The sequence below is a fragment of the Shinella sp. genome (assembly GCF_049651085.1).
Classification (GTDB): Bacteria; Pseudomonadota; Alphaproteobacteria; order Rhizobiales; family Rhizobiaceae; genus Shinella.
Genome location: NZ_JBASBL010000022.1, coordinates 244,783 through 259,652, shown reverse-complemented (window position 1 = coordinate 259,652; position 14,870 = coordinate 244,783). Strand labels below are relative to the sequence as shown.

Below are 14,870 nucleotides of genomic sequence, written 5' to 3'. Positions count from 1 at the left end.
CATGACGACCCTCAATCCCGCTCAGATGGATGAGATCGCGGCACGCCATCCTGCCGTTTTCCACCGCTCGTTCTGGCAGCGTTTTCGCGTTGCCATCCTCACCGGCGGCTTCGTGCTCTATGCACTTTATTGCTGGTGGTTTTTCGCAATAGGCCACGTCCTCGGCACGGCCAACTGGAACATCGCCGGCACCTATCTTGCCGACTGGGTGTCCTACGAGGTTCGCCCGGAAGTGAAGATCGCGCCCGATGGAGCGATGAAGCTGACCTATCCGCGCTTCTCGCCGCTCGGGCCGAATGCCGAGCCGGACTGGGTGGAAATCGAGCGCGGCACGATGACCCGCACGATACCCGCCGCAGCGACGACGACCACGGCCGCCAAGAAACCCGCATCGATGGGCTTCATGGGCGAAGGCGCCGTCATCGGCGGCTCGGCCGCAGCGGTGGATGAGCTGGCGGCGGCGGCCACGCGTGAGGAGGACGTGGTCAAGCGCGCGAAAATCACGCTCAATTCATCGACCAGCGTGGAGATCGTGCCGGATCGAGTTACCGTCCAGCACGCCGGCGAGACGCTGGCCGTCAACACCGACGGGTCCGACATGACGGTCGAAGGCCAGCTTCCGGACTGGGCGACGCAGAAGGCACCGGGCGGGAAGATAACGCTTTCATTCGGCTTCGCCGGCTGGGGCGAGATCGAGGCCGACGATGTCAGCATCCGCAAGCGTTTTCTCGGCTGGGCGAACTTCCTGTTCGACACGAATTCGCCGTTCCATGGCAAGCCGACACCGGAGGTCGTCTCGCTGATCACGTCGGGCGACCGGATCGATCCGAAACAGTCGAACCTCTCGCTCGCCTGGGACAACATCCTCTACAACAGCGAGTGGCAGCATCTCGACGTCTGGACCAAGCTGCTCCAGACCATCGTCATGGCCTTTGTCGGCACGCTCTTTGCAATGCTGCTCGCCTTCCCGCTCGCCTTCCTTGCCGCGCGCAACATCACGCGCAGCTGGATTTCCAACCAGGTCACCAAGCGCCTCTTCGATTTCCTGCGCTCGGTCGACATGCTGATCTGGGCGCTGTTCTTCACCCGCGCCTTCGGTCCGGGACCGCTCGCCGGCATGTCGGCGATCTTCTTCACGGATACCGGCACGCTCGGAAAACTCTATTCCGAGGCGCTGGAGAATATCGACGACAAGCAGCGTGAGGGCGTGAAGTCGGTGGGCGCTTCGCCCGTCGCGGTCCAGCGCTTCGGCGTGCTGCCGCAGGTCATGCCGCTTTTTGCCTCCCAGGCGCTGTACTTCTGGGAATCGAACACCCGCTCCGCGACCATCATCGGCGCCGTCGGCGCGGGCGGCATCGGCCTCAAGTTGTGGGAAGCGATGCGCACCAACTCGGATTGGGAGAACGTTGCCTATATGGTGCTTCTGATCCTTATCGTCGTGTTCGTCTTCGACGGCATATCGAATGCGCTGCGTTCACGCCTGATGGGCAAGCCGGCGCACTGAGCAAGTCCAAAGAGTGCCAAGCGGTCTGCTTGCGGGAAATGCGGAAAACGGAAGAGCCGGTGTGGCGGCATGATGCTGCCACACGAATCCCTTCATGATCCGCCGCCGCCTTTTTCGATAGACTTTTACAGGAATGAGCCCTTGCGTTACGCCCTCTATTTCACCCCGCCCGCAAGCGACCCGCTCACCCTTGCCGCCCAGCGCTGGCTGGGACGCAGCGCATTCACGGGCGCAGCGCTGGAGCAGCCCGGCGTGGGTGGCTTCGATGCCACCGCGCTGGCGGGCCTGACGGCAGACCCGCGCCGCTACGGGTTCCACGCAACGCTCAAGGCACCCTTCGCCCTGGCGGAAGGCCGCAATGAAGCCGAGCTGGTCGCCGAGATCGGCCGTTTCGTCGCCGAGGCCGACCCGTTCGATATCCCGGAACTGATCGTCGGCCGCCTCGATTCCTTCTTCGCGCTGGTGCCGGGCGATCACTGCGATGCGCTGCAAGCTTTCTCGGCAGAAGTGGTCCGCCGCTTCGAGCGTTTCCGCGCACCGCTCAGTTCCGCCGACATCGCCCGCCGCAAGCCGGACGCCCTGAATGCGGCCGAGCGCCAGAACCTTGTGCAATGGGGCTATCCCTATGTCTTCGATGAATTCCGCTTCCACATGACGCTTACGGGGCGCGTTCAGGCTGAACGGCACGATGCCGTTGAACGCGTGCTCCTTGATCAGTTTTCCGACTTCCACGGCCGCCCGCTACCCGTCACCGGACTTGCCCTTTTCCGGGAACCCTCGCGCGGCGCCGATTTCACCGTCCATTCGCTCTTCCCGCTAGGGGGAGCCGCCAACAGAAAGACCGCATGACATGACCCGCGAAACCGTTCTTTCCAACGCCCGCATCGTACTCGATGACCGCATCCTCGACGGCACGCTGGTGCTGCGCGATGGCCTCATCGCCGACATTTCCGAGGGGCCCTCCGCTGCCGGCGAAGATGTCGAAGGCGACTTCCTCATTCCCGGCCTTGTCGAACTGCACACGGACCATCTCGAAGCCCATTACTCGCCGCGACCCGGCGTGCGCTGGGGCAAGACGGCGTCGATCCAGGCGCACGACGCCCAGGTCGTCACCTCCGGCATCACCACCGTCTTCGACTGCCTGCGCCTGGGCTCGGACGAGGACGGCGGCTTCGAGAAGGGCGAGATGCGCGCCATGGCCGATGCGATTGCCGAAGCGCAGAGCGAGGATCGCCTGCGCGCCCAGCATCTCATCCACCTGCGCTGCGAAGTCTCGACCGACAACGTGCTCGACCACTATGAGGAATTCGAGGACGATCCGCTCGTCCGCCTCGTCTCGCTGATGGACCACGCGCCCGGCCAGCGGCAGTTCCAGACGTTGGATCAGTACATCCTCTACTACAAGAAGAAGCGCGGCCTCACCGACGACGAGTTCGACATCTTCTGCAAGCGCCAGCAGGAGCTCTCGGCCCGCTTTGCCAAGCCGCACCGCGATGCGCTCGCCGCTTCCTGCGCCGCGCGCAATATCTCGGTGGCAAGCCACGACGATGCGACGCTGGAACATGTCGAGGAGGCGATCGGCTACGGCATCCGCCTTGCCGAATTCCCGACAAGCTTCGAGGCCGCGAAAGCCTCGCACGGCGCGGGCATGAGCGTCTTGATGGGCGCACCGAACATCGTGCGCGGCAAGTCGCATTCCGGCAACATCGCCGCCCGCGATCTTGCTGAAATGGGTGTTCTCGACGTGCTCTCGTCAGACTATGTGCCGTTCAGCCTGATGCATGCGCCATTCATTCTCGCCGACGAAGGCATGAGCCTGCCCAAGGCGATCGCCATGGTTTCGGCCACCCCGGCCCGCACGGTCGGGCTTCATGATCGCGGCACCATCGCCAAGGGTTTGCGGGCCGATATCGTGCGCGTTCGCCGCCCATCCGGTGTCCCTGTCGTGCGCTCGGTCTGGCGCGAGGGCAGGCGGGTCGCTTGAGCATGGAAACGCACATCGCGCCTCGACCATCGGCAAAGTCTGCGGCGGGCACCATGATCGTCGTGGTCGGGCCGAGCGGTGCGGGCAAGGACAGCGTCATGGCCTATGCCGCGCGGCATTTCTCCGACGAGGCCCGCATGCGCTTCGTGCGCCGCGTCATCACCCGCCCGGCGAACGCCGGCGGTGAGGCGCATGAAGCGATCGACTTGGACGGCTTTCGCAAGCGCGAGGCGGCCGGCGGCTTTGCCGTTTCCTGGGAGGCGCATGGCCTGTGCTACGGCATTCCGGGCGAGACGCTGGACCAGCTGGAAAATGGCATCACGCTCGTCGCCAACGGAAGCCGATCCGCCCTGCCTGCCTTCGCGAAGGCTTATACGCGCCTGAAGGTGGTGCTGATCACAGCCCGGCCCGACATTCTTGCCGCGCGCCTTGCCGCCCGCGGCCGGGAAAGCGCCGAGGCGATCGCCGGAAGGCTCGAGCGTGCCGCGCCGGAAATCACGATCGGGGCCGATACCGTCGTCATCGACAACAGCGGGACACTCGAGGAGGCTGGGAAAGCCTTTATCGCCCTGCTAGCCTCGGCGCCTGCGCCGGGCGATTGAGCAAACCGCTCGTCAGACGGTATGCCGACCCTTGACGGTGACGAAGGCATCGCCCTTCGCCGTCATGAGGAAACCCCTCTCGGCAGCGGCCGGGTCAGGATGAAAAGCGCGCTTGCCGACAATACGAGCCCGACGCCGACGGCGAGGAGTGCGGAGGGCTGCGTGCGATACAGGAAGAAGCCGTAGCTCGCGACGATCAGACAGATGGCGACGACCTTCGTGCGCGCGGAAATCGCACCTTCCCGCCGCCAGTTGCTCAGCGGCGGGCCGAGCGTGCGGTGGTTGAGGAGCCATTGTTCGAGGCGCGGAGAGGAGCGCGAAAAGCACCAGACAGCAACGAGCAGGAATGGCGTCGTCGGCAACAGCGGCAGGAAAGCGCCGACGATGCCAAGCGCCGTCATCAGCAGGCCAGCCACCATATAGATCGATCGCACGGGAACCCTCGTCGAAAAACGCGTCGACTGTCCTGATAAAGTGCTTTGCTCCCGCCTCCAAGAGCCCAAGGTGCCGCATGTCACCATGGAGCCCTGGCCGTCCGCCCGTCAGATCGGCTTGCTGCCTGCATCCGCCTTGGTCGACTTAGCCTTCGCGAGCGTCTTCTTCGGCTTTGCCGCGTCGGCCTTCTTCGCCTGCACCTTCCTGGAGATTTCAATCAGCGGCTTGCGCGCTGCGGCTGGCTTTCCCTCCGGCGCAAGCGCCACCCGCTCGAATTCGTCTCGTTCGTCCGTGGCCTGCTGCCAGTGCTCGGCGTCATGGCCATGTGGCCGGCCGACCTCTTCCCATATCGAATAGGCTCGTTTGCTGATCCATTCCCGTCGCGCATCCGTCATCATCGATCTCCGTTGAAGAATGAACTGATGCCGTGCCGATTGCCGCAAACAGGAATCGGGACACGGAATGCCCTGGACTGCCGGGACAATCGACAGGCGCGCCCAGGTATTCTGGCATGCCTTGCGCTGCGGGCGCGGCCCATCTCGGCGCAGGTCTGCTTCATGCGATTCGCACCTTTAGAATGCGCCCAAAGGAACAGGGCTTCAAGCCGAGCAAAATGCGTCTGGCTGGCCGTTTCGGCCGGGATTGAGAAAATTCATCCATTCTAAGCGGCTAATCGGCGTAATTTTGGAAAAGTTTCATGCACGCGGGTGGACAGTCTCGATCGGGCCAACGTATTGTCCCGATGAAAGAATCTCCAGGACTGACGACGGGATAGCGAGGAAGGGCGATTGATAGCATCGAGGAAACAGGATCGACCGGTTCATCGGGCTTTCCGTCTTCTTTGCGCTTCGCTGACCTGTCTTTTGCTGTTGATATCCACGTCTTCCACGCCGTCTTCTGCGGGAGCCAGCGTGAAAGTGCTGCGGTGCGGTTCGCAGAAGGCTGCCGGATACTCCTCGGCTTTTGCCGACATCGACGGCCGCAAGCGCTCCGTCACCGGCGAGGTGGCCCCGCTCGACGGCGCGTGCAGCGATCTTGCCTGCCTTGCGGCGGAAGATATCCTTCCAATCGGCGAGGCTGGTATTGCCGCAGCGGCGTTTCCGTCCTGCCTTTCCGGCAGTAGCCGTATTGAATCCCGCAGGGCGCGCGCGCCTCCACTGCGTTTCGCCTGACGGCCGTCCCGATCGCCCCGTCGATCGCGAGCGGCTTCCCGATGTTGTCGGCTTGCCGGCATAGAGAAGATCATGCGTTCGAAAGCGATCGATCAAAACGATGACAGGTGAAATGATTCTGGTCCTGCTGGTTTGCCTTCCCTTCGCGGGAAGCCTTGCCGCGATCATTCTGCTGCGGACGGACTCCCGCGTGCTGGCCGCGCGCATGTCCGGCGGTATAGCCTTTGCCAGCCTCGTGCTGACGGCGATGCTCTATCCCGCGGTGCGTTCCGGCGGCAAGGTTCGGCTGGACATAGAATGGCTGCCCCAGCTCGGCTTGAATTTCACCCTGCGCATGGACGGCTTCGCCTGGCTGTTCACCATGCTGATCACCGGCATCGGCTGCCTCGTCGTGCTCTATGCACGCTACTACATGTCGGAAGAGGATCCGGTTCCGCGCTTCTTCTCGTTCCTGCTCGCCTTCATGGGCTCGATGCTCGGCATCGTGCTGTCGGGCAACATCATCCTGCTCTCGGTATTCTGGGAGCTGACCAGCATCTTCTCCTTCCTGTTGATCAGCTACTGGCACAACAATGCCGCCGCGCGTGACGGCGCGCGCATGGCGCTGACCGTCACCGGCATCGGCGGTTTCTGCCTGCTCGCCGGGCTTATCGTGCTCGGCCATATCGTCGGCAGCTACGATCTCGACGTCGTGCTGGCATCCGGCGCCAAGATCAAGGCGCATCCGCTCTACCTGACAGCGCTGGTGCTGATCCTCATCGGCGCACTGACGAAGAGCGCGCAGGTGCCGTTCCATTTCTGGCTGCCCAACGCGATGGCCGCGCCGACGCCGGTCTCGGCGTACCTGCATTCGGCAACCATGGTGAAGGCGGGCGTCTTCCTGCTCGTGCGCTTCTGGCCCGCTCTTTCCGGCACCTATGAATGGTTCATGCTGCTCGGCATTGCGGGCATCAGCACGCTGCTCCTCGGCGCCTATTTCGCCATGTTCCAGCAGGACCTGAAGGGCCTGCTCGCCTATTCGACCATCAGCCATCTCGGCCTTATCACCACGCTGCTCAGTCTCGGCAGCCCCGTCGCGGCCGTCGCGGCGATCTTCCACATGATGAACCACGCCACCTTCAAGGCCTCGCTCTTCATGGCTGCCGGCATCATCGACCATGAAACCGGCACGCGGGACATGCGACGATTAAGCGGGCTCCTGAAATATCTGCCGATTACCGGAACGCTCGCCATGGTGGCGAGCGCGGCCATGGCCGGCGTGCCACTGCTCAACGGCTTCATTTCCAAGGAAATGTTTTTCGCGGAAGCGGTAGAGACGCATGCCGATTCCGTACTCGACCGCGCGCTTCCCTATATCGCGACACTGGCCGGCGCTTTCTCGGTCGCCTATTCGATCCGTTTCATCCACATGGTGTTCTTCGGCCCCGAGCCGACCGACCTGCCGAAGCCAAAGCCGCATGAGCCGCCGCACTGGATGCGCTTCCCGATCGAGTTCCTTGTGCTTGCCTGCCTCGTCGTCGGCATCATACCGAGCCTTTCCATCGGTCCGTTCCTGCACTCGGCGGTCGTTTCGGTGCTCGGCGAGCGTACGCCGGAATACAGCCTTGCCGTCTGGCACGGCATCAACACGCCGCTCATCATGAGCATGATCGCCCTGATCGGCGGGGCCGTGCTCTACGCGCTCCTGAAGGACTACCTCGCCAAGTGCGATGACGGCCCGCCGATCTTCCGGCATCTTGCCGGCCAGCGCATCTTCGAGCGCGTACTGGTCACGGTTTCCTGGAAATGGGCGCGTTGGCTGGAAAGCCGCCTCGGCACCCGCAATCTCCAGCCGCAGTTGCGTCTCGTCGCGGCCGCGGGACTTCTTGCCGGCGTCGTGCCGCTCTACATGGCGGGCTTCGCGCCGACGCCGCCTGTCTTCACGGATATCGACCCGATCTTCGCGGTCGTTTGGATAGTTGGCGCGTTCTGCGCGCTCGGCGCAGCCTACCAGGCGAAGTATCACCGCCTTGCCGCGCTCGTCCTGCTCGGCGGCGCGGGCATCACCACCTGCATCACCTTCGTCTGGCTTTCGGCGCCGGACCTTGCCATCACGCAGCTGGTCGTGGAAGTCGTCACGACCGTCCTTCTGCTGCTCGGCCTGCGCTGGCTGCCGAAACGTTCGGAGAAGGTCGACAATTCGGTGTCGCTTGCCGCACGTAGCCGCCGTTTCCGCGATTTCCTGCTGGCAGTCGCCTGCGGCCTCGGCATGTTCGTCTTTTCCTACGCGATCATGAAACAGCCGGTGCCCGATGCCATCGCCAGCTACTTCCTCGAAAAGGCCTATACCGAGGGCGGCGGGCGCAATGTCGTCAACGTCATCCTCGTCGATTTCCGCGGCTTCGACACGATGGGCGAGATCGCGGTGCTGGCCATCGTGGCGCTGACGGTCTTCGCGCTGCTCCGCCGTTTCCGCCCCGCGCCTGACAGCATCGAGAAGCCGGAGCAGCAGCGCATCCAGAATGCCTACGACGCCGAACGTCCCGAGCGCTCGGCCGGCGATACGGTGCGCGACTACCTGCTGGTGCCCTCGGTCATCATGCAGTGGATGTTCCCGGTCATCGTCACCTTTTCGATCTATCTGCTCCTGCGCGGGCATGACCTGCCGGGCGGCGGCTTTGCCGGCGGCATCACCATGGCGATCGCCTTCCTGCTGCAATATCTGGCGGGCGGCGTGCGCTGGGCCGAGGACCGTATCCGTATCCTGCCGCTGCGCTGGATGGGTTTCGGCCTGCTGATGGTCGTGGCGACGGGCGTCGGGGCCTGGCTGTTCGGCTATCCGTTCCTGACGACCCATTCGCAATACATAGATGTGCCGTTCATCGGCAAGGTGCCGGCGGCAACGGCCCTCCTGTTCGATCTCGGCGTGTTTTCGCTCGTTGTCGGCGCGACCGTGCTGATCCTCATCGCGCTCGCCCACCAGTCCGTACGCATGCATCGGGTCCGCAATCTCGAAGCCACCAAGGCGGAGGAAGCCTGATGGAACTCGTTCTTTCTATCGGTATCGGCATCATGACGGGATCGGGCGTCTGGCTCATCCTGCGTCCGCGCACCTATCAGGTCATCATCGGGCTTTCGCTTTTGTCCTACGCGGTCAACCTCTTCATCTTCGGCGTCGGCGGCGTGAAATCCAATGCCGCACCGCTGCTTGAGGAGGGCGTGGATATCTCGACGATGACGGACCCGGTACCGCATGCGCTGGTGCTGACCGCCATCGTCATCGGCTTCGCCACGACCGCGCTCTTTCTCGTGGTGCTGCTCGCCGCGCGCGGCCTGACCGGTACGGACCATGTCGACGGCCGGGAGCAGTCGAAATGAGCGGCTGGCAGCAACATCTCATCATCGCGCCGATCATCATCCCGCTTGTCGCGGGCGCATTGCTGCTGTTCTTCGACGAGCGCCAGCGCGTCGTGAAGGCAATGATCAGCGTTGTCTCCAGCCTGGCGCTTGTCGCCATCGCCATCAGCCTGTTCCGGCTGGCGAGCAACGGACATGACAGCTTCGAGGGCGTCTATCTGCTGGGCAACTGGCCGGCGCCCTTCGGCATCGTGCTGGTGGTCGATCGCCTTTCGGCGCTGATGCTCGTCCTTGCGTCTATCCTCGCCATACCGACGCTCGTCTTCGCTCTTGCCCGCTGGCACACCGCGGGCGCGCATTTCCACTCGCTGTTCCAGTTCCTGCTGATGGGCCTCAACGGCGCTTTCCTGACGGGCGACCTCTTCAACCTCTTCGTCTTCTTCGAGGTGATGCTGGCCGCGTCCTACGGCCTCCTGATGCACGGCTCCGGCTCCATGCGCGTCAAGGCCGGCATGCACTACATCGCCGTCAACCTCGCCGCCGCGCTCTGCTTCCTCATCGGCGTCAGCGCGATCTATGGTTCGGCAGGAACGCTCAACATGGCGGATCTGGCGGTTCGCATCGGCGAAATCGAAGGTGAGCGACGCATGCTGCTGGAGGCAGGCGCTGGCATTCTCGGCGTCGTCTTCCTCATCAAGGCCGGCATGTGGCCGCTGAATTTCTGGCTGCCGGGCGCCTACAGCGCCGCGACCGCACCGGTCGCCGGCATTTTTGCGATCATGAGCAAGGTCGGCATCTACGTCATCCTGCGCCTCTCGCTGCTCGTCTTCGGGCAGGGTGAATCCGCCGGCCTCGGGCTCAACGTTCTGCTCTACGGCGGCATGGCGACCATTGCCTTCGGCACGATCGGCGTGCTGGCCTCCCAGGCGCTCGGACGCCTTGCCAGCTACTCGGTGCTTGTCTCCTCCGGAACGCTGCTTGCCGTTCTCGGCCTGAGCAACGGGCAGGTCACGGCGGGCGCGCTCTTCTACATGGTCAGTTCCACGTTGACGATCGCCGCCTTCTTCCTACTCATCGAACTCGTCGAGCGCGGACAGGACGCCGGCGCGCTGGTTCTTGCCGTCACCATGGAAGCCTATGGCGATGCGGACGAGGAAGAGGAAGAAGTGGAGATCGGCGTCACCATGCCGGGAACGATCGCAGTGCTCGGCATCTGCTTTGCCGCCTGCGGCATCCTGCTCTCGGGCCTGCCGCCGCTTTCCGGCTTCGTCGCGAAATTCGCCATGCTCTCCGGTATGATCGGCATGAATGCCCAGTGGGAGGGGCCGATACCCGCCTCGACCTGGTGGATCGTCGGCCTGCTCATCCTGTCGGGGCTTGCAGCACTCATCTCCATGACACGCGCCGGGATCCGCACCTTCTGGGCATCGATGGAAGGCACCGTTCCGCGCGTCCTCGTTGTCGAAATGGCGCCGGTCATGCTGCTCATCGCCCTGACGCTGACGCTCACCATCAAGGCCGGGCCGGCCATGAGCTACATGGAGGAAACCGTCCGCACCCTGCAGCAGCCGTCGTCCTATATCGACGCGGTGATCAATGCGCGCCGCGCCGGCGTCGAAAAAGCGGGCGGACCCGACGGCGGGGGAGGGATCTGACATGTTGCCCTATCCGCTTCTCAGCGCCTCGCTCCTCCTCATGTGGATGGCCCTGAACGGCTTTACGCCCGGCCACTTCATTCTCGGCTGCATCGTTTCGGTCTTCGCGTCCTGGGGCATGGCCGCGCTCAGGCCCGTCAAGCCGCGCCTGCCGAAATGGTATCTGCTGCCCAAGCTTGTCGGCATCGTGCTCTACGATATCGTGCGTTCGAACATTGCCGTCGCCTCGATCCTGATCACCGGCGGCAAGCGCAAGCACAAGTCGGGCTTCATCACCGTGCCGCTCGACCTCGAAAACCCGACGGCGCTCGCCGTGCTCGCAGTCATCGTGACAAGCACGCCGGGCACCGCGTGGCTCGAATACAACTCGTTGAACAGAACCGTGCTTATCCACGTGCTCGACCTCGTTGACGAGGCAGCATGGCAGGTGCTGATCAAGACCCGATACGAGGCGCTATTGATGGAGATCTTCGGATGACCCAAACGATTCTCCTATGGTCCATCACCTTCGCACAGGTCTGCCTTGCTACCGCCATGGCGCTCGCGGCACTGCGCATGTCCCGCGGTCCCCGCGCGCAAGACCGCGTTCTGGCGCTCGACACGCTTTATGCGAACTCCATGCTGCTTTTGCTGGTGTTCGGCATCCGGACCGGCAAGGACATCTATTTCGAGGCTTCGCTGGTCATCGGCATGCTCGGCTTCGTCGCGACGGTTGCGCTCGCCAAATTCCTGATGCGCGGGGAGGTGATCGAATGAACAGCATCGAACACGCAGGCGACCTTCCGGCCTGGGCCGCGCTTCTCGTCGCCTTCTTTCTCGTCGTCGGCTCGGGGCTCACGCTCATCGGTACGATCGGCTTCTTGCGCCTGCCGACCTTCTACGAGCGCATCCACGCACCGACGCTCGGAACGAGCTGGGGGACCGGCGGTATCGTCATGGCATCGATGATCTTCTTCACGGTGCTCGCCACGCGACCCGTCGTGCATGAAATGCTCATCGGCATCTTCGTCACCGTCACCACGCCGGTCACGCTGATGCTTCTTGCCCGCGCTGCCCTGCACCGGGACCGCTCGGAGGGCAATCCGGATGTTCCGGCCGGGGTGCCGGTAGAGCCGGAGCCGGCCGATGGTCAGCCCGCCGCGGGGGAATGATTCCCCCGCATCCGGCCGGCGCGTCTTCGCGAGGACCGTTCGAGCCTGTCCGGGGCAGGCGGCAAATTTCCCAAAGAATTTTATCTCGTTTCATATCTCGGCCAAATACCCCCGCGGGGGCCTGCCGCAGGCCGGTTGCCGCACGTTCAGCAGAGGAAATCGACTGGTCTGAAACGGGATCGTGAAGAGGAATTTCCCCCGTTCCAAAGACATTGTTAACCTTCATTTCCTAACCATCTACGCATCCCTGTCGGCAATGATCGTCGAGTTTTCAGTTCATGCGTATTTCCAGAACAAACTTCTATCCCATCCTCGAAACCGAAAGGGAGAACGACGAGCAATCGTCGCATTACTCTCATGAAAACAATATCCTGCCGGACGTCGTTCCGGAGGTTGACGATTGGCATGCCGCCCATGAGCCCGTGGCGAACGATGAAGACCATCGCCCGCGGTTCCGCTCCCCGGCGCTGAGAAGCTACGACCCCGGCCAATATACCGATGGCAGCTGGGAGAGCCATTTCTACATGGCGCCCAATGTCCGCTTCACGCGCACGCCGGACAAGGTCGCCGCCAAGCTCGAAGAGGCTGCCGAGGAGATTGTTCGCCACGAAGCGCCGGTCGTCGAGCAGGCCGTTCAGGCGCCGCTGCTCCAGACGGAGGCGCAACCGGCTCAACTCACCCAGATCGAGCTGCTGCAGCGCCTGCGCGATGCCCTTGAGGATCGGCGCCAGCGCCTCGAGCCGCAGACACCGGCCGTAACCGCGCCGGTGGAGCAGACCCCGCGCTTTGTCGAGGCCGTCGTCGCCACCGCGACGAACACGATCCCGGCCGACGCCGCCGTCGTGTTCAAGCCGGCCGTGTCGATGCACATGCCCGCCCCGGCGCCGAGGCTTGCACCGCTCGCGCAGATTGCCTCGGTCGTGCCGAAGCCCGTAAAGGCCGATATCCAGGAGGCGATCAGCCGCTTCGCCCACCTTTCAGACCATGCGTTTTTCGAAACGCTGGCACCGGAAGAGGACGTTGCGCCCGTACCGGCAAGGCCGGTCGTGACCGTCGTACGCATGCCGCTTCCGACGCCCGCCCCGGCACCTGTTGCCGTCGTTGCGGCCGCACCGCTGGAAGACAAGCGACAGGGACCGTCGTCCATCGCCTCGCTCTACCGCGTCGTCGAATGCAGCCCGCCGGTTGCCCGCCAGACCATTATCGAGACCGTCACCGCCGTTCCCGAAATGAAGGTGGAGCCGGTTGCAGCCGTCGCAACGCCGGTCGCCGAAGCCATTCCGGCGGTCATCGAGTTCAAGCCTGCGCCGGTAGCCGTCGCGCCCGTCGCGATCGTGGAACCCATCCGCGAAACCCCGTCGTCGGTGCTTTCCCGCGCCCGGCCTTTCCAGGTCACCATGGCGACACCGGCCGGCGACACCTACGAATACCCGCCGCGCGAATTGCTGCAGGAGCCGCCGCGCACCGTCGGCTTCGTGCTGACGCAGGAACAGCTGGAACAGAATGCCGGCCTCCTCGAAAGCGTGCTGGAAGATTTCGGCGTGCGCGGCGAGATCATTCACGTCCGTCCCGGTCCCGTCGTCACACTCTATGAATTCGAGCCGGCGCCCGGCGTAAAATCCTCGCGCGTCATCGGCCTTGCCGACGATATCGCCCGCTCCATGTCGGCGCTGTCGGCCCGCGTCGCGGTCGTGCCCGGTCGCAACGTCATCGGCATCGAACTGCCGAACGCCACCCGCGAGACGGTCTACTTCCGCGAGATGATCGATTCTCCGGACTTCGCCAAGACCGGCTTCAAGCTGCCGATCTGCCTTGGCAAGACCATCGGCGGCGAGCCGGTGATTGCGGAACTTGCGAAGATGCCGCACCTGCTGGTCGCCGGCACCACCGGCTCGGGCAAGTCCGTCGCCATCAACACGATGATCCTATCGCTGCTCTACCGGTTCCGTCCGGAAGAGTGCCGCCTGATCATGGTGGACCCCAAGATGCTGGAACTATCGATCTATGACGGCATCCCGCACCTGCTGACCCCCGTCGTCACCGATCCAAAGAAGGCCGTCATGGCGCTGAAATGGGCCGTGCGCGAGATGGAGGACCGCTACAGGAAGATGTCCCGCCTCGGCGTGCGCAACATCGACGGCTACAACAACCGGGTGGCTGTCGCGCGCGACAAGGGCGAAACGATCTCGATCAGCGTGCAGACCGGCTTTGACAAGGGAACCGGCGAGGCGATCAACGAGGAGCAGGAACTCTCGCTCGAGCCAATGCCCTATATCGTCGTCATCGTCGACGAGATGGCCGACCTGATGATGGTCGCCGGCAAGGAGATCGAAGGTGCGATCCAGCGGCTGGCCCAGATGGCCCGCGCCGCCGGCATTCACCTGATCATGGCGACCCAGCGCCCGTCGGTGGACGTCATCACCGGCACGATCAAGGCAAACTTCCCGACGCGCATCTCCTTCCAGGTGACGTCGAAGATCGACAGCCGCACGATTCTCGGCGAGCAGGGCGCCGAACAGCTACTCGGCCAGGGCGACATGCTGCACATGGCTGGTGGCGGCCGCATTTCCCGCGTGCACGGCCCCTTCGTGTCCGACGAGGAAGTCGAAAAGGTCGTGCTGCATCTGAAGGCCCAGGGCCGTCCGGAATATCTGGAGACGGTTACTGCCGGCGAGGAAGAGGAAGAGGACGACAAGCCTGCGGGCGGCGCGGTGTTCGACAAGGGCGACATTGCGTCGGAGGACGGCGACGATCTCTACGACAAGGCCGTCAAGGTCGTCCTGCGCGACCGCAAGTGCTCAACCTCCTATATCCAGCGTCGCCTGGCCGTCGGCTACAACCGTGCCGCGTCCCTCGTCGAACGCATGGAGAAGGAAGGGCTCGTCGGTCCGGCCAACCACGTCGGCAAGCGCGAGATCATCTCCGGCGAACGCAACAGTTTCGCAGCGCCGGAAGCGGCCGACGAGGACTGAAGCCACGTCGGCGACGATTGCCCATCCTCCGGGCATTTGTCCTACTTATTTGAATTGCA

General features: G+C 63.7%; 14 protein-coding genes. 12 read left to right on the top strand and 2 right to left on the bottom strand.

The window, feature by feature from the left end; translation table 11 throughout:
- Position 1: 1 nt before the first annotated feature.
- The 4 genes from phnE to phnN all read left to right on the top strand — a co-directional run bounded on the left by phnE (position 2) and on the right by phnN (position 4,090).
- On the top strand, positions 2–1,504 hold the full coding sequence (gene phnE, locus WA950_RS15685; RefSeq protein ID WP_424552642.1) for a phosphonate ABC transporter, permease protein PhnE: 1,503 nt from the start codon (positions 2–4) through the stop codon (positions 1,502–1,504).
- Positions 1,505–1,645: 141 nt separating this feature from the next.
- Positions 1,646–2,353 carry a DUF1045 domain-containing protein gene (locus tag WA950_RS15680; RefSeq protein ID WP_424552641.1) on the top strand — a complete coding sequence of 236 codons (708 nt, stop codon included), beginning with the start codon at positions 1,646–1,648 and terminating at the stop codon, positions 2,351–2,353.
- A 1-nt stretch (position 2,354) separates the two neighbouring features.
- Entirely contained in the window at positions 2,355–3,488 is a 1,134-nt protein-coding gene (locus WA950_RS15675; RefSeq protein ID WP_424552640.1) for an alpha-D-ribose 1-methylphosphonate 5-triphosphate diphosphatase, read from the top strand.
- A gap of 2 nt (positions 3,489–3,490) precedes the next feature.
- A complete protein-coding gene (gene phnN / locus WA950_RS15670; protein WP_424552691.1) occupies positions 3,491–4,090 on the top strand; it encodes a phosphonate metabolism protein/1,5-bisphosphokinase (PRPP-forming) PhnN in 600 nt (199 codons plus the stop codon).
- A gap of 62 nt (positions 4,091–4,152) precedes the next feature.
- On the opposite strand, the gene WA950_RS15665 is transcribed toward phnN, so the two are convergent.
- Together WA950_RS15665 and WA950_RS15660 are read right to left on the bottom strand one after the other, a co-directional pair.
- Complete coding sequence (locus tag WA950_RS15665) at positions 4,153–4,524, bottom strand: YbaN family protein (RefSeq protein WP_424552639.1); 372 nt, start codon at positions 4,522–4,524, stop codon at positions 4,153–4,155.
- A gap of 108 nt (positions 4,525–4,632) precedes the next feature.
- Positions 4,633–4,920 carry a DUF2934 domain-containing protein gene (locus tag WA950_RS15660; RefSeq protein ID WP_424552638.1) on the bottom strand — a complete coding sequence of 96 codons (288 nt, stop codon included), beginning with the start codon at positions 4,918–4,920 and terminating at the stop codon, positions 4,633–4,635.
- Between the two features lie 516 nt (positions 4,921–5,436).
- Here WA950_RS15660 and WA950_RS15655 point away from each other — a divergent pair.
- From WA950_RS15655 to WA950_RS15620, 8 genes are all read left to right on the top strand, one after another.
- A complete protein-coding gene (locus WA950_RS15655) occupies positions 5,437–5,697 on the top strand; it encodes a hypothetical protein (RefSeq protein ID WP_424552637.1) in 261 nt (86 codons plus the stop codon).
- A gap of 100 nt (positions 5,698–5,797) precedes the next feature.
- Entirely contained in the window at positions 5,798–8,716 is a 2,919-nt protein-coding gene (locus WA950_RS15650; RefSeq protein ID WP_424552636.1) for a monovalent cation/H+ antiporter subunit A, read from the top strand.
- The gene (locus WA950_RS15645; RefSeq protein ID WP_424552635.1) at positions 8,716–9,054 is read left to right on the top strand and encodes a Na+/H+ antiporter subunit C; all 339 of its coding nucleotides are present in this window, start codon (positions 8,716–8,718) and stop codon (positions 9,052–9,054) included. Before WA950_RS15650 ends, WA950_RS15645 begins: the two co-directional genes overlap by 1 nt.
- The gene (locus WA950_RS15640) at positions 9,051–10,688 is read left to right on the top strand and encodes a monovalent cation/H+ antiporter subunit D (RefSeq protein ID WP_424552634.1); all 1,638 of its coding nucleotides are present in this window, start codon (positions 9,051–9,053) and stop codon (positions 10,686–10,688) included. Before WA950_RS15645 ends, WA950_RS15640 begins: the two co-directional genes overlap by 4 nt.
- A 1-nt stretch (position 10,689) precedes the next feature.
- Positions 10,690–11,166, top strand: a complete 477-nt coding sequence (locus WA950_RS15635; protein ID WP_424552633.1) for a Na+/H+ antiporter subunit E — start codon at positions 10,690–10,692, stop codon at positions 11,164–11,166.
- On the top strand, positions 11,163–11,444 hold the full coding sequence (locus WA950_RS15630) for a K+/H+ antiporter subunit F (protein ID WP_424552632.1): 282 nt from the start codon (positions 11,163–11,165) through the stop codon (positions 11,442–11,444). Before WA950_RS15635 ends, WA950_RS15630 begins: the two co-directional genes overlap by 4 nt.
- 5 nt (positions 11,445–11,449) lie before the next feature.
- Complete coding sequence (gene mnhG, locus WA950_RS15625; RefSeq protein ID WP_424552690.1) at positions 11,450–11,839, top strand: monovalent cation/H(+) antiporter subunit G; 390 nt, start codon at positions 11,450–11,452, stop codon at positions 11,837–11,839.
- A 278-nt stretch (positions 11,840–12,117) separates the two neighbouring features.
- Positions 12,118–14,811, top strand: coding sequence for a DNA translocase FtsK (locus WA950_RS15620; protein ID WP_424552631.1), 2,694 nt, complete (start codon positions 12,118–12,120; stop codon positions 14,809–14,811).
- Positions 14,812–14,870 lie beyond the last annotated feature (59 nt).